An 18,341-nucleotide genomic window follows, 5' to 3' on the forward strand; every position below is an offset into this window, starting at 1 on the left:
GAGCACGGCCGGGGCCGCGGCGGCCATGGCGTCGATCTTCGGCAATCCGCTGGTCGCGGCCGTGATGCTGATGGAGATCGTGGGCGTCGGCGGGCCCCAGCTGTTCGCGGTGATGCTGCCGGCGCTGCTGTCGAGCGGGATCGGTTCGCTGGTGTTCACCGGGTTCGGCCGCTGGACGGGGCTGGAGGCCGGCGGCCTGCGGGTGAAGCCGGGCGTCGCCTTCGGGCGGCTCGACACCGGGGACGTGGTCTGGGGGATCCTCCTGGCCGTGCTCGTCGGGCTGGGGGTCTACGCGATCCAGTACGGCGGCCGGCTGACCGCGCTGCGGGTCGCGGAGCGGACCGTGCCGCGCACGGCCGTGTTCGGGCTGCTGGCCGGCGGCTGCGCCGCGGTGTACGCCGTGACCACCGGGCGGCCGCCGGCCGACGTGGCCTCCTCGGGCCAGGCCACCCTGGCCGAGCTGACCGCGAGCCCGCAGGCCTGGGGCGTGGGGGCGCTCGTCGCGGTCCTGCTGTGCAAGGGCGTGGGCTACGGCGTGTGCCTGGGCAGTCTGCGCGGCGGCCCGATCTTCCCGGCCCTGTTCCTCGGCGCCGCGGCCGGTGTGCTGCTGGCCCCGCTGCCGGGCCTCGGCGTCGGCGCGGGGCTCGCGGCCGGCATGTCCGCCGCGTCGACCGCCGCCCTGCGGCTGCCGGTGAGCAGCGTGCTGCTGGTGGTCCTGGTCCTCGGCAGCACGGCGATGATCCCGGTGGCGATCCTGGCCTCGGTGGTGGCCTTCGTGACGGTCGAACTCCTGCCGAAGGGACCGGCCGTCCCGCTGCAGCAGCGGGCCTAGGGGGAGCTCGTCGGGTTCAGCCAGGCACCGATGCCCGGGAGTGCCTCGGGGCCGTTGTCCCGTTCCACCGAGGCGACCAGGTCGGCGATGGTGACCCCGCGCAGCGACGCCCGCCAGGCAGCCTCCGCGGCGCCCATCACACGGGCGATGCCGCACGGCGCGGTGCACTCCTCGGGCGGGGTGCCCAGGGGGCCGCGCCGGCGGATCTCGGTGCACACGAAGGCCGGGCCCGCCCCGTCGACGGCCTGCACCACGTCCAGCACGGTGATCTCGGAGGCCGCCCTGGTCAGGGCGTACCCGCCCGTCTTGCCCTGGACGGAGGTGACCAGGCCCGCGCGGGACAGGGACTGCATCTGCTTGGCGAGGTAGCTGGGCGAGACGTCGTGGAGCAGCGCCAGGCGGGCGGCCGGGACGGGCTCGGTCGCCGCGGTCAGCACCACACAGCAGTGCAGCGCCCATTCCACGCCACCGGACAGCTTCATACGCCCTCCCCTCCCCGCGCTCTGGTACTCGGACCCAGAATATCCGAGTATCATCTCGGACAAGAGTTGTCCGAGTTTGACTGCGCGGAAGGACAAGGCCATGAAGATCACGGTCATCGGCGGTACCGGACTGATCGGCTCCCAGCTCGTCTCCCGGCTGCGCGACGCCGGACACGAGGTGGTCGCCGCGTCCCTGTCGAGCGGGGTCGACCTGCTCACCGGCACGGGACTGGACGAGGCGCTCGCGGGCGCGGAGACGGTCGTCAACGTCACGAACTCCCCCACCTTCGACGAGGCCTCCCCGGAGTTCTTCCACACCACCATGGGGAACCTCCTCGCCGCCGGCGAACGCGCGGGCGTCCGCCACCAGGTCGTGCTGTCCATCGTCGGGGTCGACCAGGTGCCGCAGCTGGACTACTACCGTGCGAAGACGCTCCAGGAGGAGCTCCTGCGCGGCGGGCCCACCCCGTACTCGATCGTGCGCGCCACCCAGTTCTTCGAGTTCATGGACGCGGTCATGTCCTGGACCGCGGACGACAGCACCGTCCGGCTGCCCGCCACCCCGGTCCGGCCGGTCGCGACGGCCGACGTGGTCGCGGCCCTGGCCGACGTCGCCACCGGCGAGCCGCTCGACGGCACGGCCGAGGTCGCCGGCCCCGAGGTCTTCACCCTGGACGAGCTGGGCCGGCTCACCCTCTCCCTCCGCCAGGACCCCCGGACGGTCGTCACCGACGACCGGGCCGGCATGTTCGCGGCGGTCCCCGGCGACGTCCTCACGCCGGGCCCCGGCGCCCGCCTGGCCCCGACCCGCTACGCGGACTGGCTGGCCGGCGCCCGCTAGAGCACCGGCGAGGCCGCGTGCGGTCCCGGCCCGCTCGGTAGCGTGTCCCCGTACCGAACGGAACGTCGCCAGGGGTGAGGCTGCCATGAGTGAACCGACGAAGCCGCGGGTCGACGTCCCGGAGGGGGACGCTCCGACCGAGTTGACCGTCCGGGACCTGGTCGTCGGGGACGGGCCCGAGGTGAAGCCGGGGATGGTGGTGCGGGTCCACTACGTCGGGGTGACCTTCGCGTCCGGGAAGGAGTTCGACGCCTCCTGGGACCGGGGCGAGCCGTTCAAGTTCGCCCTGGGCAGCGGCCGGGTCATCAAGGGCTGGGACCGCGGGGTGCGGGGGATGCGGGTCGGTGGCCGGCGCGAGTTGATCATTCCGCCGCGCCTCGGCTACGGCAACCGGTCCCCGTCATCGCTGATCCCGCCGGGCTCGACCCTCGTCTTCGTGGTGGACCTGCTCGACGCCTACTCCGGCACGACGGGGTGGAGCAAGGGCTGACGGCACGGCGAGGGACGGCACATCAAGGGGCGCCGCCGGGGAACACGCACGACGACGACCCCGCCCAGGGAGGTCCTCCGTGCCCGACGCCCTCGACCCCGAAGCCGTCGACCCCGTCATCGTCGACGTCGACGTCCACCGCCGGATCCGGCAGGCCGTCGCGGTCCGCGCCGACCGACTGTGGGACATCGCCTCGGCCCTCCACCGCGACCCCGAGCCCGCCTACGAGGAGCACCGGGCCGCCGCGCTGCTCACGTCGGAGCTGGCACGGGAGGGCTTCCGGGTCGAGCACGCGACGGCCGGACTGGCCACCGCGTTCACCGCGTCGGCCGGCAGCGGCGAGGGGCCGAGGGTGGCGCTGCTCCTGGAGTACGACGCGCTGCCGGGGCTCGGCCACGCGTGCGGGCACAACCTGATCGCCGCGGCCGGCCTGGGCGCGGCCCTCGCCGTGCGGGCCGCCCTCGGCGACCCGCCGGGCTGTCTGCTGGCCGTGGGCACGCCCGCGGAGGAGCGGGGCGGGGGCAAGGTGGCGCTGGTGGACGCCGGGGTGTTCGACGGGGTGGACGCGGCGTTGATGGTGCATCCCGGCGTCCACAGCTGGTCGTGGGCGCCACTGACCGCCAGCGCCCAGGTCCGGATCGCCTTCCACGGCCGCGCCGCCCATCCCACCGGCAACCCGACCGAGGGCGTCGACGCGCTGGGCGCCCTGATCCAGCTGTTCAACACCCTGGGGGTGCTGCACCGCCGGCTCCCGCCGGGGTCGCACGTCCAGGGCATCGTCACCGACGGCGGACGCGCCACCAACGTCGTGCCCGCTTACGCCGAAGGGCTGTTCGGGCTCCGCGGCGCGACCACCGCCGCACTGGAGGCGCTCGCGGGCGAGCTGCAGCGGTGCGCCGAGGGGACGGCCGCGGCCACCGGGACCACGGTCACCGTGGCACAAGTGGGCGCACGCTACGAGCACTTCCAGGACAACCCGGTGCTCTCCGCGCGGTTCGCCGGGCACCTGGACCGCGCCGGGATCCGGCTGACGGATCCTCAGCCCGGCGTGTACCTGGGGTCGTCCGACATCGGCAACGTCAGCAGCCGCCTGCCCGCCATCCACCCCTTCCTCGCCGTCATGGATCCGGCCGACGGCAGCGACCACACAGCCGCGTTCGCGGCCGCGGCCGCATCACCGCGCGGTCGCCGCGTCCTGCTCGCCGCGGCGCAGGCCCTCGCCTGCACGGCGGCGGACGTCCTGCTGTGCCCCGAGCTCAGCACCCGGGCCTGGGCGGCGCACTGACCGCGGCCGGCCGTCGGACGGTTGCCCCGGCCGGTTCGATCACGTAACGTCCCCCTCGTGAACACCGGACCGGCACGACGCCACGCACGGATCGGCCATCCGGTGGAGGGCTGATCGCACGGTGGGTGCAGATCACGCACCCCCGCAGTTCGGCACGCGGACCTCCCGGTACTCGCCGCATCGCGAGTCCCTTTCCGTGTCGAACCCTTGTGAGGTCATCCGTATGTCAGCCACGTTCAACCACACCATCATCGCCTCCACCGACCGCAACGAGTCGGCCCGGCTCTTCCGCGAGCTGCTGGAGCTCGAAGAGGCGCCGTCCTGGGGCCCGTTCACCAACATCCGGTTCGCCGACGGCGTGCTGCTGCAGTTCGCCGAGCCCCCGGTGGAGATCCAGATGCAGCACTACGCGTTCCTGCTCGACGACCCGCTGTTCGATCGCGCGTACCAGCGGCTGCGCGACCGCGGCATCGTGCACTGGGCCGACCCGCAGATGCGCCGCGCCGGTGAGATCAACGACGAACACGGCGGTCGGGGCGTGTACTTCAAGGACCCCTCCGGCCACCTGATCGAGCTGATCACCCGCCCCTACCTGTAGCAGAACGCGACCGGTGCGGCCCGGGCCGCACCGGTCGCGCCCCGAACGTCAGCTCAACTTGGCCCAGTTCTGCGTGGGCGCATTCCCGGCCGCGGTCACGGTGACGGCGGAGCCGGCGGTGAGGCCGGTGCTGTCGAGGACGTATCCGGTCGTCGGGTTGGTGAGGGTCAGGGTTCCGCTGGTGTTCTGGGTGACCCGCCACTTCTGGTACGGGTCGGTGGCGTTGAAGGCCTTCAGGGTGACCTGGGCGCCGGCGCCGGCGGGCGCGGTCAGGGTGAGCGGGTCGGGGCAGCTGTCGTAGATCCGCGCCGTGCCGTCACCGTTCGCGTCCGTCTTCCACCGCTGCGAGGCCCGCGTGGGGTCGTACGTGGTGATGCCGGCCACGACATCGGTCGTGGCGGCGCACTGACCGACGTGCTCCAGGGCCAGGCCTCCACCGTTGGTGAGGCTGTGGTACCGGCCGTCGCCGACGATCGTCGGCCCGTAGTCGATGGTGTGGGCGGCCAGGTAGGTCAGGGCGGTCCCGGTGGTGCTGAGCGCGGGAGTCGCGGCGGGCCGCAGCGTCTTGAAGTACTGGGCGAAGGTCGAGGCGGTGTGCCCGGTCAGGACGCCGATGGTGCCGTTCCAGCCGCCGTCGACGTGGTTCCACAGGTCGAGCAGCGAACCGTCCACGTTGCCCTGGACCCGGTCCCCGGTGTGCCAGCCGGCCGAGTACGTGAAGCCCGCGCTGGTGCCGTCGGGGAACACGTACCGGTAGTCCCCCAGCAGGTAGGCGGCGACGGAGTCGGCGAAGCCCTCGACCCAGGCGCAGGTGTCGGAGCTGGTCCGTTCGACGTAGTGCGGGTTGCAGCCGGTGACGGTGGGCCACCAGCCGTCGTACAGGCGGTGCATGAAGAAGTGGCCGGCCTCGTGCAGCACGGTGTGCTCGGAGTCGGGGTCGCCGGCGGCGAGGTGGACGGTGTTGGCGAGGTCGTAGTACGGGCCGTCCGTCGAGCTGCTGGTCCAGCGGATGTTCAGCTCGGTGCAGGCGTTCCCGTTCGCCTCGTGGGCGGACCAGCAGATGCCGGCGGGATTGTTGCGGCTCCACCACAGGAGGTTGACGGTGTCGAACGCGTGCCAGGCGCGGGCGGTGTCGGCGGACGGCTTGAGGGTGCCCAGGGAGGTGCTGGCGGTCACGCCGGTCCGGACGGGCGAATCCAGCGTGTACGCAGCCCCGTTGGCGTCGCTGACCTTCCACAGCTTCGTGCTCTCGGCGCGGAACCGCACCCACATGCTGCTCATGGACGTGGTGGTCGCGGGGGTGTGGCACAGGTTGAAGCCGCCGTCACCCACGGCCGTGTACTGGTAGTCGGCGCTGAGCTTGCGCGGGGTGTCGGTGGACTTCTCGGCGCCCCACAGCTCGACGTTGGCGTTGCGGACCGGCTTGGTCACCGTGGGCTTGGCCGTGCCGGCCTCGGCCGAACGGTAGTCGTACTGGAGCGTGCCGCTCAGGCAGATCGGCGAGGCGGCGGCGGCGCCGGAGGCCGTCAGCGGGACGGCGGCCGCGGCCGCCAGCAGCGTGGCGGCCAGCGCGCCGCGTAACCGCCGGGGGAACGCCCGGCGTGACGACGGGCCCGGCGAACCCGGCGCGTTCCGAACGGATATGTCCGTGCGGTCGATGTCCATGCGGTCCTCCCTGAGGAGCGGACGGGCGTGCGGACGGGCGGGAGCGGGCGTACCGACGCCCCGCCCCGCCGCACCCACTATGACCAGGCATATGACCGACCGTCAGTTCTTCCGCACCCGTTCCCCCGGATGCCGCAATAGTCGTAAGAATGCGCCTGTGGCATGTGCCGTCCGACCGACATGACCGGCGTGAGCCTGGGCTCACCCTGCCCGGGTGCCCGTGGGCCTGCGGTTGATCCACGTCCGCTCCAGCTTGGCCACCACGTCGGGGCTGTGCATACGGGCGGACTGCTCCAGCGCGTACCGGCTCATGTAGGTGCGGAAGACGTCGTCGGACTCCTCGGCCAGGTGCAGCATGCGGCGGTTGGCGGGGACCGCGGGGTCGGCGAGGCGTTCGGCGGAGGCGGCCACGGCCGCATCGAGCGCCACCGGCGCCACGACCTCGTCGCACAGGGCCCGGGCCTCGGGACTGGTGGCCCTGACCTTCTCGCCGAAGAAGATCAGCCGCTCGGCCATGCGCCGGCCGACCACCCTCCCGAGGCGGAGGTTGGCCGCGCCGGGGATGATGCCCTCCGCGAGCGCGGGGAGCGAGAAGTAGGCGTCGGTGTCGGCGATCACCCGGTCGAGGACGAGCGCGACCTGGGTGGAGCCCCCGATGGCGAAGGTGTCGACGGCGCCCACCCACGGCTTGCCCCCGGGAAGGAGGAACGGGTCGTCCGCCGCGCCGTGGTGCAGGCCGTGGATGAGCTTGCGGATGTAGCCCAGTTCGCGGCGGAGCATGAAGTCGACGAACGATATTCGCCCGGTGTAGAGGTGGGTGAGGTTGATACCGGCGCCGAAGGCGCGCCGGCCGCGGTAGCGGGGGTGGGACAGGACGCTGCCGCGCAGCACGCCCACGGTCACGGACTCGTCGAGGAGGGCGAGGTCGACGGCCGTCTCCAGGGCCTCGACCACCGCGTCGTCCTCGGCGTTGAGGACGTCCTGGTTGCAGATGGTCACCTCGGCCACGCATCCGTCACGGTGCACGGTCGCCTGGCCGAGGTCCGTCCGGCCGGTCCTGCGGAACTCGGGGAGCAGGTCGAGTGCCCGCGGGGTGGGCGCCAGCATCGACCGCAAGAGGTGTTCGCCCGTCTCGCGCCGGTCGAGCAGGTGCGCGAACAGGATGCCCTGGTCGATCTCCCCGCCCGACTTCTCGGCCTGGGGCAGTCGGCGGTCGGCGGCCACCTGGGCGCGGTCGGGGACCAGGCCGGGGTAGTGCTCGGCAGCGGCGAAGGCCAGCTCGTCCAGGCGGGGCCGGCGGGTGCGGCCGTCGGTCAGCTCGTCGTAGAGGTGGCCGGCGTGCGCCTGGAGGAAGGCGTGTCTGGCACGTCGTGCGGCCTGTTCGATCCGGTCGGCGGAGCCGCGCTCGGCGGCGGAGCGCTCGGCCGGGGGCGGCATGGCCGCGGCCGACTCGGCGCAGGCTTCGGTGTAGGCGGTCAGCAGGCGTGCGTCCGCCGCGGTGCTGCCGCGGAAGGACGGCGGCTCGGGCGGTCGGCCGGCTCCGGAGCCGGACAGCGGCGGGGCCTGCGGGGATCGGGCTGACACGGCTGTGTCCATGACGGGTCGTCTCCTCGTGGTGGGGTCGTCGCGGTCGAGGTGGTCCTCGTGGCGGTCGCACGCCCTCATCGGCCGGCCGGACCGTGGCGGGCGATCTCGGCGAACAGGGCGCCGGACACGTCGTACACCGCGTAGTGGTCGCCGGGGCCCCGCCGGAGGTCGAACTCCCCGCCGGCGTAGGCGCGCCAGCCCTCCACGAGCGACGGCGGCACCACGGGGTCGTCGTCCGCGGCGAGGCACCGGACCGGGCAGGGCAGCGGTGCGCCGGCCGGGGGTCGGTACTCGGCGGCGATCCGCAGGTCGACGCGCAGCACGTCGAGGAGGCGGCGGACGAACTCCTCGTGCCGGAGGAGGGGTTCGGCGATGCCGTTGGTCGCGCGCACATGGGCGAGGAGCTCGTCGTACGGGAGCGTGTGGTACGACTCCTGCGCCGCGAGGTGCGGTGGGCGGGCGCCCGAGATCAGCAACGCCCGTGGCAGCGGGTCCCCCCGCTCGTGCAGGTGCCGGGCCACCGCGTAGGCCAGCAGGCCGCCGAAGCTGTGGCCGAAGAGGACGTACGGCGGACGCAGCAGGGGCAGCAGGGCCTCTACGGTGTGCTGCGCCAGTTCGTCCATCGTGTCCGGCATCGGGTCGGCGAGTCGGTTCTCGCGGCCCGGGAGCTGCACCGGGCAGCACCGGACCGAGGCGGGCAGCGCGCCCGGCCAGCGGCGGAAGGCGCTCGCGCCGCTGCCGGCGTGGGGGAAGCAGAACAGGCGCTCGCCCGGGGCGTCGGGTTCGACGCGCCCGAGGAGCCAGGGTGTGGCGGCGAGGTTCACGCGCCGCCCCGCGAGAGCTCGACGAGTGCGGCGATGCCGGCCCCTGTGCGGTTCTCCAGGAGGTCCACGAGGGTGAGCCCGCTGTCCGGGACCCGTGACTGAAGTCGGGTGAACAGGTCGACCAGCAGCAGGGAGTTGCCGCCGAGGTCGAAGAAGTCCTCGTCGGCGCCCACCGCACGCAGCCCGAGGACCTCGGCGATCGTGCCGAGGACCTGAGCCTCCAGCTCGGTGCGCGGCCCCTCCTGCGGAGCGTCGCCGGCCCCGAACTCCGGTGCGGGCAGCGCCTTGCGGTCCACCTTCCCGTTCGGGGTCAGCGGGATCGCGTCGAGCCGGACGAAGGCCGCCGGGACCATGAAGGCGGGCAGCCGGGAGGCGAGGTGGGCGCGCAGCTCGCGGTCGTCGAGGTGCCGGTCGCCCACCAGGTAGGCGGCCAGCGCCTGTCCGCCGGGGGCGTCGTCACGGACGACGGTGGCCACGGACCGGACGTCCGGGTGCGCGGCCAGGGCGGCGTCGACCTCGCCGAGTTCGATGCGGTAGCCGCGGACCTTGACCTGGTCGTCGCTGCGCCCGAGGAACTCCAGGTCACCGTCCGGCAGCCAGCGCGCCAGGTCACCGGTGCGGTAGATCCGGCTGTCCGGCGGACCGAACGGGTCCGGCAGGAAGCGCTCCCGGGTCAGCTCGGGGCGGCCCAGGTACTCGCGGGCCAGGCCGTCGCCGCCGAGCCACAGGTGTCCGGGGACTCCGGTGGGCACCGGGTTCAGGTCCTCGTCGAGGACGTACGTCCGGGTGTTGGCGATCGGCCGGCCGATGGGAATGGTCGGACGGTTCGTGTCGACCGCCTCGATGGACTTCCAGGTCGCGAAGAGCGTGCACTCCGTGGGCCCGTAGACGTGGAGGAAGCGGGTGTCGTCCAGATGCGGCAGGAGCTGCGCCGCGCTGGCCGGCGAGAGCACGTCCCCGCCCACGAGGAGCTGCCGTACCCGCGCCAGCTCCTGCGGGAACCGCTCCGCCGCCACGTGCAGTTGGGGCGAGACGAGCAGCAGGGTCGTGATGCGGTGGCGGCGCAGGGCCGCTTCGAGCCGGTCGGGGAACGGCAGCCCGGAGGGCGGCAGGACCAGTCTGCCGCCGTTGAGCAGCGCTCCCCAGAGTTCGATCAGGGACGCGTCGAAGGAGAGCGGCGAGAGCTGCAGATGCGCCTCGTCGGGGCCGAGCTCGACGTAGTCCGCGCCCTTGACGAGCCGGGCGAGCGCACGGTGTGTGACGGCCACACCCTTGGGGGCGCCGGTGGAACCCGAGGTGTAGAGGACGTACGCCAGGTGTTCCGCGGTGGCCGGGACCTCGGGGTCGGTCCCGGGCGGTGCGGGTGTCCCGTTCGGCGGCTCCGGCGCGTCGCGCAGCAGCACCCGGGCGGCCGTCCCGGCGAAGGGGGGCGCGTGCTCCGCGTCCGTGAGGACGACGCGGGCCGCGGCGTCGTCGACGACGTGGCGGAGCCGTTCGGCGGGGTAGTCCGGATCGAGCGGGAGGTACGCGCCGCCGGCCTTGAGGATGCCGAGCAGGCAGACGACCATGTCGAGGGAGGGGGGCAGGCACAGGCCGACGGGCTGGTCGGGGACCACGCCCAGGCCGATCAGCCGGTGGGCGAGGTGGTTGGCCCGGGTGTTGAGCTCCCCGTAGGTGAGGGTCGCGTCCTCGTGCTCGACGGCGATCGCCGAGGGGTCCCGGCGCACCTGCTCCTCGAAGAAGGAGGCGGTGGTGCGGTCGCGGGGGAACTCCCGCGCGGTCCGGTTCCATGCGGTGACCACCAGCTCGCGCTCCTCGGACGGGAGGACGGGCAGGGCGGTGACGCGGGTGTCGGGCCGTCGGGCGGCCGCGGTGAGCAGTTCCTCCAGGCGGCGCACCAGCCGCTGCGCCGTGACCGGGGCGAACAGGTCGGTGTCGTACTCCAGCGTCCCGTGCAGTGCGTCGCCGCGCAGGTCGAGGGCGAAGGAGAGGTCGCGGGCGGCCGTACCCAGGTGCAGGGCGACGGGGGTGCACACCGTCTGCCCGTACTGCGGCGGCCGGGCGGGGCGGCTGCGGACGGCGAACGTGACGGGGACCGCCTGGCGGTCCGGGTCACCGCTGTCCCCGGTCAGCCGTGCGAGGGCGCCGGGCGGGAGGGCCGAGGCGTGCGCCCGGGCCCGGGCCAGCTCGGCGGCGGTCCGGGCGGTCAGTTCCCGGAAGGTCGGGTCGTCGTCCAGCCGCGGGGTCAGCACCACCTCGGTCTCTGGCCGGGCGGCGCCGCCCGGGCCGGCGGGGGCCGGGCGCACGGGCACCAGGAGCGGGACCTCCCACTGCCCGGTGTGGCGGGCGAGGAACACGGCGGCGGCCGCGTACACGGCGGCGCTGCCGTCCGGGTCGTGCGGGGTAACCGGGTCGTCCGGGTTCACGGACAGCTCGCGCAGGCCGCTGATCAGGTCGGGCGGCAGGACGAAGTGCTCGACCGCGCCGCCGCGGTCGGACCGCGGCCGGCGGGGCAGGTCCGTGAGCAGGTCCAGCACGGGGAGCGGCGGGCGGGCCCGCCAGTACGCGAGGTCGGCGGCGGCCTGCGCGGCGGAGGGGCCCGACGTCGGCTCGGGCCGGTCGGACCGCTCGGGCCGTTCGGACCGCTCGGGCCGGTCGGACTGTTGCTGTGCGGCAGGGGCGGCGGGACCGCCCCGGCGGGCGGCGCTGTAGGCGCGCGCGTGGTCGGCCAGGAAGGCGTCGAGGCCCCCGGGGTCCAGCAGCGACCGGTGGGCCACGGCCAGCAGGAGGCACGCGCGGTCGGCGAAGCGCAGCACGCGGATCCTCAGCAGGGGGCCGGACGCGGGCGCGAACGGCGCGGCGGCCTCCTGGGCGGCCAGCTCGACCGCCTTCTCGGCCGGTACCCGCAGTTCGGCGAAGTCGACGGGCGGCGCGTCCGGGGGCACCGCGGCACGTGCGGTCGCGCTGTCGAACTCGCCCTCGATCCGCAGACACCGGACCACGTGGTGGGACGGGTGCGAACGGGGTTCGGGGCCGGGTGCGTCCGGCGCGGTCAGGGGGTGGAGCGGCGTGGTCACAGGTCGTCCTCAGGGGTCTTGCCCAGTGGGGGGAGGTCGCGCAGGGCGGCTCCGTCCGGCGCCAGGACGGTCCGGACGGGCAGGTTCTTGATGCCCGCGATGAACGTGGAATGCAGGTGGCGGGGCTCGCCGGCGAGCTCGATCCGCTCGAAGTTCCTGGCGATCTCCTCGAAGAGCACGGTCAGGGCGAGTCGCGCCACGTGGGCTCCGATGCACCGGTGGGCCCCGACGCCGAACGCGATGTGACGGTTCGGCCGGCGGTCCACGGCGAACCGGAACGGCTCGGGGAAGACGCTCTCGTCGCGGTTGGCCGAGCCCAGCCACGCGGTGACGGGCTCTCCGGCGCCGAGCCGGGTGTCGCCGAGCCTCAGCTCGCCCGTCGTGTGGCGCAGGGCGTGGTTGGCCGGCGAGGTCCAGCGCAGGATCTCCTCCACCAGGGCGGGGGTGTCCCCGCTGTCCCGCCACCGGGCGTACTCGGCGGGGTTCTCCAGCAGGGCCAGGAGGCCGCCGGCGGCCGCGTGGGAGGTGGTGACGGTCGCGCCGATCAGGAGGCTGTAGGCGTTGAGGATCACTTCCTGGCGGCTGAGCGGCTCGTCGTCCGGTGCGGCGCGCAGGAGGGCCCCGATGAGGTCGTCGGCCCGCTCCCGGCCGGGACGCGCCACCTCCGTGGCGAAGTGCAGAAAGATCTCGGAGTGTGCCCGGCTCAGCACCTGCGACCGCGAGGATCCGGCGGGGGCGTAGTCGGGGTCGGACTCGGCCACCGCGGCGTAGGTGAAGTGCTTCAGCCGGTCCCAGGCGGCCTCCGGGACGCCGAGCAGCAGCCCCGCGACGGCCACCGGGTAGAACGCGGCCTCGGCCGCGAAGTCCCAGGTGTCCTGGCGGGCACCGGCGGACAGCAGCCGCCGGGAGAACTCCCGGAGCGCGGGCTCGTGGGCGCGGACCGCCGGCCGGGACAGGTGCGGCACCAGCGGTTCCTTGAGCCGCCGGTGCAGCGGCGGGTCGCAGACCGCGAGCATCTTCCCGCCGGCGATGTCGGTCCGGCCCAGTGTGGTGAGGATGTTGCCCCGCGCCGCGGTGAACTCGCCGTGCCGGGCCAGCACGCGGGAGACGTCCGCGTACCGCGTGACGGCCCAGAACGCGGGCTTGTCGGCGACGGGGCACTGCCGGTGGACGGGGTCCTCGGCGCGCAGCCGTGCCCACACCGGGTGCGGGTCCCCGGTGCCGTAGAACCGTGGGTCGGACAGGTCCGGTCCGGGCCCGTCCTGCGCGGCCGGTCCGCCTGAGGTGATGCGCATGGGTCGGCCTCCCTTGGCCGGAGGGGCTCAGAGGTAGTTCTCGGCGCCGCCGGTGCGGACCGTGTCGAGGGTGAAGCAGTGGAATCCGCCGCCGAAGAGCCGGCGGTGGCGGTGCCGCACCGGGACGACGGTGAAGCGGTGGTCCTCCAGGGTCCGGATGAGCGTCTTGCAGGCGTCGTTGACCATGACGGTGTTCTCGTCGATCGACAGGACGTTGAGGTCGATGTAGGGGCTGGGCGGGATGGGGTCGCCGTCCGGGTACTGCGGGTAGTCGCTGATCTGCGGGGTCGGCGGGACCACGAGCTCCCACTTGCGCAGCGGCTCCGGCAGGAAGTCGGCCACGTCCGCCGAGCGGACCAGCAGGGTTCCCGGGCGCAGGGCGACGACGACGCTGTCGATGTGACTCTGGGTCAGTTTGTGCATCCGGTGCACCCGGAAGCGGCCGTCGAGGTGCCGCTCCAGCCAGTCGCAGGCCAGGGCGTGGTTGGCGTTGGAGATGTTGACGATCAGGTCCCGGCCGAGCCGCAGGCAGTTCGCGGCGTCGATCATCAGCTCCACGCCCGCGTCGTACGGCGAGGGCCGGGGGTCCTGCGGCACCTCGATGTTGGGCGCGGCGTTCTCGTTGGCCGGGTCGAACGAGGCGTCCGTCATGATCGGGCGGGGCATGGTGGTCCAGCGCGCGCCCTGGGCGAAGTACTCCATGAACACCGGCTTCAGGAACTGGTTCTCGAAGTACCGGTCGCGCAGGGTGGGCGGGGTCTCGATGATCTCGTCGCCCATGATCAGCGTGTTGTCGCGGACGTTGAGCGGGGGGACCACCGCCGCGTCCCAGGCGGGCGTGGTGACCTTGGTGAGGTCGGGGGCCGGCTCCAGGGGCCGGTGGACCTTCACCGAGAGGGCTTCGAGCTGCGCGGCGGTCCCTTCCACGTCCTCGACGAGCTCGTCGAGCAGGCGCTTCTTGAGGGCGAGGCGGTCGGGGTCGTTGCGCCGGGCCCTGGCCTCGCTCTCGCGCCAGGTCGACAGGCTCGGGAAGTAGCCGCGGGTGCCCGAGAGGTTGTCGCTGATGAACATGTCGAACGAGAGGTCGAGGATGCGGTCGACGTACCCGTCCGCGGATCCGACGATGATCTCCTTGAGCGGGGTGAAGTCGTCGAAGCTGTTCAGTCGCATGCGGAAGGCTTCCTTCTCGGCGGTGGACGTCAAGGGCGGTGGACGTCAGGGGCAACGGGCTTCAAGGGCAACGGGCTTCAAGGGCAACGGGCTTCAGGGGCGGTGGGCGTCAGGAGCGGTGGTGTCGGGGGGCCGTGTCGAGATCGCCTGCACCGGGCAGCGGTCGACCGCCTCCTCCACGGCGTCGCGCAGCTCACCGGGCGGCTCCGGGTCGAGCAGGACGACCCGGCCGTCCGCGGGGTCCTGGTCGAACACGTCGGGCAGGGCCAGGGCGCACTGCCCCGACCCGATACAGCGCGTCCTGGCGACGGACACGTGCACGTCGGTCCTCCGTGGGGGTCGGCGTCACCAGGTGACGGGCAGGCGGTGGACCCCGTACACGCTCATGTCGGTGGCGAGCCGGACCTCCTCGGCCGGGACGGCGAGGGCGAGCGTGGGGAACCGCCGCAGGAGCATGGGCAGGGCGGTGCGCATCTGCATCCGGACGAGGTTCTGGCCGAGGCACTGGTGGATGCCGTGGCCGAAGGCGACGTGGCCGGTGGTGCGGCGCGTGAGGTCGAGCCGGTCCGCTCCGTGCGCGAACCAGTGCGGGTCCCGGTTGGCCGCGGACAGCGAGACGGTGATCGAGTCCCCCGCCCGCAGCGTCCGGCCCGCGAGCTCCAGGTCCTCCAAGGGGGTCCGTGGGACGCCGTAGTGAAAGACCGTCAGGTAGCGGAGGAGTTCTTCCACGGCGTTGTCCACCAGGGACGGATCGCCCCTGAGTCGGGCGAGCTCCGCGGGGTGGGAGAGCAGGGCGAACACGCTCAGCGCCAGTGATCCGGTGGTCGAATCGTGTCCGGCGGTCAGCAGCAGGACGCCGACCCCGGCGATCTCCTCGGTGTCCAGGGTCCCGTCCTCGGCCAGCGCGCGCAGGAGTCCGGGCGTCCCGCCGGCGGTCGCACCGCCGGCGGCGATGCCGCGGACGGTGGCGTACAGCCGTTCCAGGGCCGCGGCGGTGTCCGCGGCGGTCGAGCGGAGGCTGAACAGGGCGCGGCTGTTGCGCTGGAACTCCGCCCGGTCGGTGGACGGGACGCCGAGCAGCTCGCAGATCACCTGGGAGGCGAGGGGCAGGGCGAAGGCCTCCACGAGGTCGGCGCCCGGGCCGCCGCGTTCCATGCCGGACAGCAGTTCGTCGGTGATCGCCACGAGCCGCGGACTCAGCTCCTTCATCCGGCGTGCGGTGAACTGGCCCGCCAACTGCTGTCGTAGCCGGGTGTGTTCGGGAGGGTCCATGTCGACGAGCCATCCGGGGGCCGCCGGCACCCCGAAGAAGGGCTCGGTGCCCGGTCGGTGCACGGGCGCCCGCTTGAACTCGGAGCGTGCGCTGAAGCGGGGGTCGGTCAGGACGGTCCGTGTCAGCTCGTGGCTGGTGACCACCCAGCCGATGTGTCCGTCGGGGTAGCGCATGCGGCGCAACGGCTCGTCGGCCTGCCACTCCATCAGTTCCCGGGGCGGGTCGAACGGGCGGTCACGGACGGTCGGGTGCGCGGGCAAGGGATCGGTGGGTAAGGGGTCCGTGGCCGAGGGTTCGATGGGTAAGGGATCGGTGGGTAAGGGTTCGGTGGACAAGAGGGACCTCCTTCGGCGCGAGGCGGGCGGCAGAGGGCTCAGCCGAGGTAGTCCTCGGGGCCGCCGTCGCGCACGGTGTCCAGGGTGAAGCAGTGGAAACCGCCGCCGAACAGCCGGCGGTGCCGGTGGCGGACCGGGACGACGGTGAACCCGCGGCGTTCCAGCTCGCGCACCAGCTCGGGGCAGGCCTCGTTGACCAGGACGGTCTCCGGGTCGACGGAGAGCACGTTGAGGTCGATGTATCGGCTGGTGAGGATCAGGTCGTCGTCCTCGTACCGCGGGAAGTGGTACGCCTGCGGCGCCGGCGGGACGATGACGTCCCACGTGCGCAGCGGCTCCGGCAGGAGGTCCAGGACCGCTTCGGAGCGGCAGAGCAGGGTTCCGGGGCGCAGGGCCAGCACCATGCTGTCGATGTGGCTGTCGCTGAGCCGGTGCACGCGGTGGACCCGGAAGCGGCCCTCCAGGTGGCGCTCCAGCCAGTCGACGCCGAGCGCGTGGTTGCGGGTGGCGATGTTGGCCACGATGTCGCGGCCCAGACGCAGGCACTGGGCCGCGTCGAAGAGCATCTCGTGTCCGACGTCGTAGCGCGAGGGCCGGGGGTCCTCGATGGGCTCCATGGGTCCGCCGGCCGTGCTGGAGCGGGCGTACGACAGGTCGAAGGAGGCGTCGGTCATCAGGGGGCGGGGCATCACGGACCAGCGGGCGCCGCGCCGGAAGTACTCCTGGAACACCGGCTTGAGCAGCTGGGTCTCGAAGTACCGGGACCGGATCATCGGTGCGGTCTCGATGATCTCGTCGCCGGCGATCAGGGTGTTGTCACGGAGGTTGAGCGGGGGTACCACCGAGGCGGACCAGGCCGGGGTGCGCACTTCCGCCGTCTCCGGGGCGACGTCCGTGGGCCGGTGCACCGTGACCCCGAGGGAGGCGAGGGTTTCGGCCAGTCCCTGGAGGTCCTCGTTCAGTTCGTCGACGTACCGTCGCTTCACCGGGACCCGGGTGCCGCCGGCGGACGGGGGCGTCCCGTTCCGGGAGCGCAGCCGCGGGTAGTACCACTCCAGCCGGGCGGCGTCGTTGTCCCCGGCGATGTTGTCGTGGAAAAAGAGTTCAAATGAAAGCTCGCGCTCGTGCGAAACATAGCTCTCGGCCGAGCCGACAATTACTTCCCTGAGGGGGGACCATTCATCATAACTGTTCAGTAACATGCCCATCCTCGTGCGTGCGAAATTGACACAAAGAGCAAGGGATAACTGAGTGTAGATGGCAGGCGAGTCGTCATGCTTACACGGCGGCCCGAAGTGGCGCAATTGATATTCTGCCCGGTCGATGTTGCCTGCGTCACATTGCGATCTTGTTGACGGCCTGCGAGCGAGGTGCCAATACTGGCGAGGCGTAGCAGCTGCTTCACGAGATAGCCCGATACGTACCGAATCGGCCGGAACCCACCAGGTTCCGGGATGCGGAGGCTCAAGAAGTAATGCCAAGCCAGCAGAAGAGCGGACCGGAATACGAGCGGTTCGACTTCCTCATGAACGCGCCGGCCCTGTTCAACGCAGCCGCCACCGCGGCGGAACTGGGCATCTTCATCTTCCTCTCAGAAAACCCCGGCTCCGATTTCGCGTCCTTACGCAAGTTCACCGGCGTACCGGAACACCAGCTCCGCGTCCTGCTCCAGGCCGTCTGCGCGGCCGGTCTGATGGAGCGGACCGACGGTGCGTACCGCAACTCCGCGGTCGCCCAGGACCTGCTGGCCTCCGACGAGCCGGACAGCTGGGCCCACACCCTCATCGGCTGGAAAGAGATCTACTACCCCGCTTTCGGCCAGATGACCAAGGCCCTGAAGGCCGGCACGAACACCGCGCTGGAGAGCTACCCCGGCGACGAGCCCACCCTGTACAAGCGGCTCACCCACAACCCCGAGCTCGAAGCGGTGTTCCACAAGGCGATGGCCGCCTTCACCCTGGCCTCGATCAACGACCTCGTGGAGCGCGAGGAGTTCGCCGCCGTCACGAACCTGCTGGACATCGGCGGCGGCGACAGCACGACGACCGCCCGGCTGCTGGAGCGCCACCCCCGGATGCGGTCGACCGTCTTCGACCAGCCGAGCGTGTCCCGACTCGCCCACGGCAAGGAAGCGCAGAAGTTCCTCGACCGGATCGACCTCGTGACCGGCGACTTCTTCGACACACCGTTCCCCAAGGGTTCCGACGCCGTGCTTTTCAGCCACGTCCTCGGGATCTTCTCCGCGGAGCAGATCGTCACCCTGCTCAAGAAGGCGTACGATGTGCTGCCGCCCGGCGGTCAGGTCTTCATCTACGACTACAACGTGACGGAGGACGAGACCAAGGGAATTTACGGCGCGCGCCTCGGTCTGTACTTCAACATCCTGGCCAGCGGCACCGGCATGGCGTACCCGGCCGAGGATTTCGAGGGCTGGCTGACCGAGGTCGGGTTCGAGAATGTCCGAACCGTCTCGGAGCTCGATTACGAGCATGGTTTCCACATCGGGGTAAAGCCCTGACGCATCACTGACGACGGTAGTCGGCACGGCCCGCGGCAAGCTGTTCACGGCGGGCCGGGCCGCCCCCGC

16 protein-coding genes are annotated in these 18,341 nt (G+C 72.5%); 6 read left to right on the plus strand and 10 right to left on the minus strand.

The genetic code is table 11. The features are described 5' to 3' along the window. On the plus strand, positions 1-832 hold an 832-nt coding region (locus EF918_RS07620; RefSeq protein ID WP_185921639.1), incomplete at its 5' end, for a chloride channel protein. Here EF918_RS07620 and EF918_RS07625 read toward each other — a convergent pair. Beyond that, positions 829-1,314, minus strand: coding sequence for an Rrf2 family transcriptional regulator (locus tag EF918_RS07625; protein ID WP_125642793.1), 486 nt, complete (start codon positions 1,312-1,314; stop codon positions 829-831). The two genes, EF918_RS07620 and EF918_RS07625, sit on opposite strands and share 4 nt — an antisense overlap. A gap of 100 nt (positions 1,315-1,414) precedes the next feature. Here EF918_RS07625 and EF918_RS07630 point away from each other — a divergent pair, with 100 nt between their 5' ends. The 4 genes from EF918_RS07630 (at position 1,415) to EF918_RS07645 (ending at position 4,528) form a co-directional block, all read left to right on the plus strand. After that, positions 1,415-2,155: an SDR family oxidoreductase gene (locus EF918_RS07630; RefSeq protein ID WP_125642796.1), complete on the plus strand. Its 741-nt coding sequence runs from the start codon at positions 1,415-1,417 to the stop codon at positions 2,153-2,155. 85 nt (positions 2,156-2,240) lie between these two features. Next, positions 2,241-2,645, plus strand: a complete 405-nt coding sequence (locus EF918_RS07635) for an FKBP-type peptidyl-prolyl cis-trans isomerase (RefSeq protein WP_125642799.1) — start codon at positions 2,241-2,243, stop codon at positions 2,643-2,645. Between the two features lie 118 nt (positions 2,646-2,763). Further along, positions 2,764-3,930 (plus strand): amidohydrolase, encoded by a 1,167-nt coding sequence (locus EF918_RS07640; protein WP_125642861.1) that lies wholly within the window; start codon positions 2,764-2,766, stop codon positions 3,928-3,930. A 223-nt stretch (positions 3,931-4,153) separates the two neighbouring features. Then, positions 4,154-4,528, plus strand: coding sequence for a VOC family protein (locus EF918_RS07645; RefSeq protein WP_125642802.1), 375 nt, complete (start codon positions 4,154-4,156; stop codon positions 4,526-4,528). 48 nt (positions 4,529-4,576) lie between these two features. Here EF918_RS07645 and EF918_RS36810 read toward each other — a convergent pair whose 3' ends face one another. The 9 genes from EF918_RS36810 to EF918_RS07690 all read right to left on the minus strand — a co-directional run bounded on the left by EF918_RS36810 (position 4,577) and on the right by EF918_RS07690 (position 16,956). Beyond that, positions 4,577-6,193 carry an RICIN domain-containing protein gene (locus EF918_RS36810; protein ID WP_185921640.1) on the minus strand — a complete coding sequence of 539 codons (1,617 nt, stop codon included), beginning with the start codon at positions 6,191-6,193 and terminating at the stop codon, positions 4,577-4,579. A gap of 201 nt (positions 6,194-6,394) precedes the next feature. Then, positions 6,395-7,777 carry a (3,5-dihydroxyphenyl)acetyl-CoA 1,2-dioxygenase DpgC gene (gene dpgC, locus EF918_RS07655; protein ID WP_125642805.1) on the minus strand — a complete coding sequence of 461 codons (1,383 nt, stop codon included), beginning with the start codon at positions 7,775-7,777 and terminating at the stop codon, positions 6,395-6,397. Positions 7,778-7,854: 77 nt separating this feature from the next. Further along, positions 7,855-8,604, minus strand: a complete 750-nt coding sequence (locus tag EF918_RS07660) for a thioesterase II family protein (RefSeq protein WP_125642808.1) — start codon at positions 8,602-8,604, stop codon at positions 7,855-7,857. Next, entirely contained in the window at positions 8,601-11,681 is a 3,081-nt protein-coding gene (locus tag EF918_RS07665) for an amino acid adenylation domain-containing protein (RefSeq protein WP_125642812.1), read from the minus strand. Before EF918_RS07665 ends, EF918_RS07660 begins: the two co-directional genes overlap by 4 nt. Further along, positions 11,678-12,976 carry a cytochrome P450 gene (locus tag EF918_RS07670; RefSeq protein ID WP_125642815.1) on the minus strand — a complete coding sequence of 433 codons (1,299 nt, stop codon included), beginning with the start codon at positions 12,974-12,976 and terminating at the stop codon, positions 11,678-11,680. The genes EF918_RS07665 and EF918_RS07670 overlap by 4 nt, the downstream gene beginning before the upstream one ends. Before the next feature lie 27 nt (positions 12,977-13,003). Continuing rightward, positions 13,004-14,146, minus strand: a complete 1,143-nt coding sequence (locus EF918_RS07675; RefSeq protein ID WP_125642818.1) for a glycine amidinotransferase — start codon at positions 14,144-14,146, stop codon at positions 13,004-13,006. Between the two features lie 93 nt (positions 14,147-14,239). Further along, positions 14,240-14,467 (minus strand): ferredoxin, encoded by a 228-nt coding sequence (locus tag EF918_RS07680; protein ID WP_125642821.1) that lies wholly within the window; start codon positions 14,465-14,467, stop codon positions 14,240-14,242. 24 nt (positions 14,468-14,491) lie between these two features. Next, positions 14,492-15,679 (minus strand): cytochrome P450, encoded by a 1,188-nt coding sequence (locus EF918_RS07685; protein WP_260609955.1) that lies wholly within the window; start codon positions 15,677-15,679, stop codon positions 14,492-14,494. 113 nt (positions 15,680-15,792) lie between these two features. Then, on the minus strand, positions 15,793-16,956 hold the full coding sequence (locus tag EF918_RS07690) for a glycine amidinotransferase (protein ID WP_125642824.1): 1,164 nt from the start codon (positions 16,954-16,956) through the stop codon (positions 15,793-15,795). 272 nt (positions 16,957-17,228) lie between these two features. On the opposite strand from EF918_RS07690, the gene EF918_RS07695 reads away from it, so the two are divergent. Continuing rightward, positions 17,229-18,272 (plus strand): methyltransferase, encoded by a 1,044-nt coding sequence (locus EF918_RS07695; RefSeq protein WP_125642827.1) that lies wholly within the window; start codon positions 17,229-17,231, stop codon positions 18,270-18,272. The last annotated feature ends 69 nt before the right edge of the window (positions 18,273-18,341 follow it).

Origin of the sequence: Streptomyces sp. WAC06614 (assembly GCF_003949795.1) — a bacterium.
Taxonomy (GTDB): domain Bacteria; phylum Actinomycetota; class Actinomycetes; order Streptomycetales; family Streptomycetaceae; genus Streptomyces.

Excerpts from the sequence above, each read along its gene's own strand:
- EF918_RS07625 (WP_125642793.1), bottom strand. The coding sequence starts at position 1,314 with ATGAAGCTGTCCGGTGGCGTGGAATGGGCGCTGCACTGCTGTGTGGTG.
- EF918_RS07630 (WP_125642796.1), top strand. The coding sequence starts at position 1,415 with ATGAAGATCACGGTCATCGGCGGTACCGGACTGATCGGCTCCCAGCTC.
- EF918_RS07635 (WP_125642799.1), top strand. The coding sequence starts at position 2,241 with ATGAGTGAACCGACGAAGCCGCGGGTCGACGTCCCGGAGGGGGACGCT.
- EF918_RS07645 (WP_125642802.1), top strand. The coding sequence starts at position 4,154 with ATGTCAGCCACGTTCAACCACACCATCATCGCCTCCACCGACCGCAAC.
- EF918_RS36810 (WP_185921640.1), bottom strand. The coding sequence starts at position 6,193 with ATGGACATCGACCGCACGGACATATCCGTTCGGAACGCGCCGGGTTCG.
- EF918_RS07670 (WP_125642815.1), bottom strand. The coding sequence starts at position 12,976 with ATGCGCATCACCTCAGGCGGACCGGCCGCGCAGGACGGGCCCGGACCG.
- EF918_RS07675 (WP_125642818.1), bottom strand. The coding sequence starts at position 14,146 with ATGCGACTGAACAGCTTCGACGACTTCACCCCGCTCAAGGAGATCATC.
- EF918_RS07690 (WP_125642824.1), bottom strand. The coding sequence starts at position 16,956 with ATGTTACTGAACAGTTATGATGAATGGTCCCCCCTCAGGGAAGTAATT.
- EF918_RS07695 (WP_125642827.1), top strand. The coding sequence starts at position 17,229 with ATGCCAAGCCAGCAGAAGAGCGGACCGGAATACGAGCGGTTCGACTTC.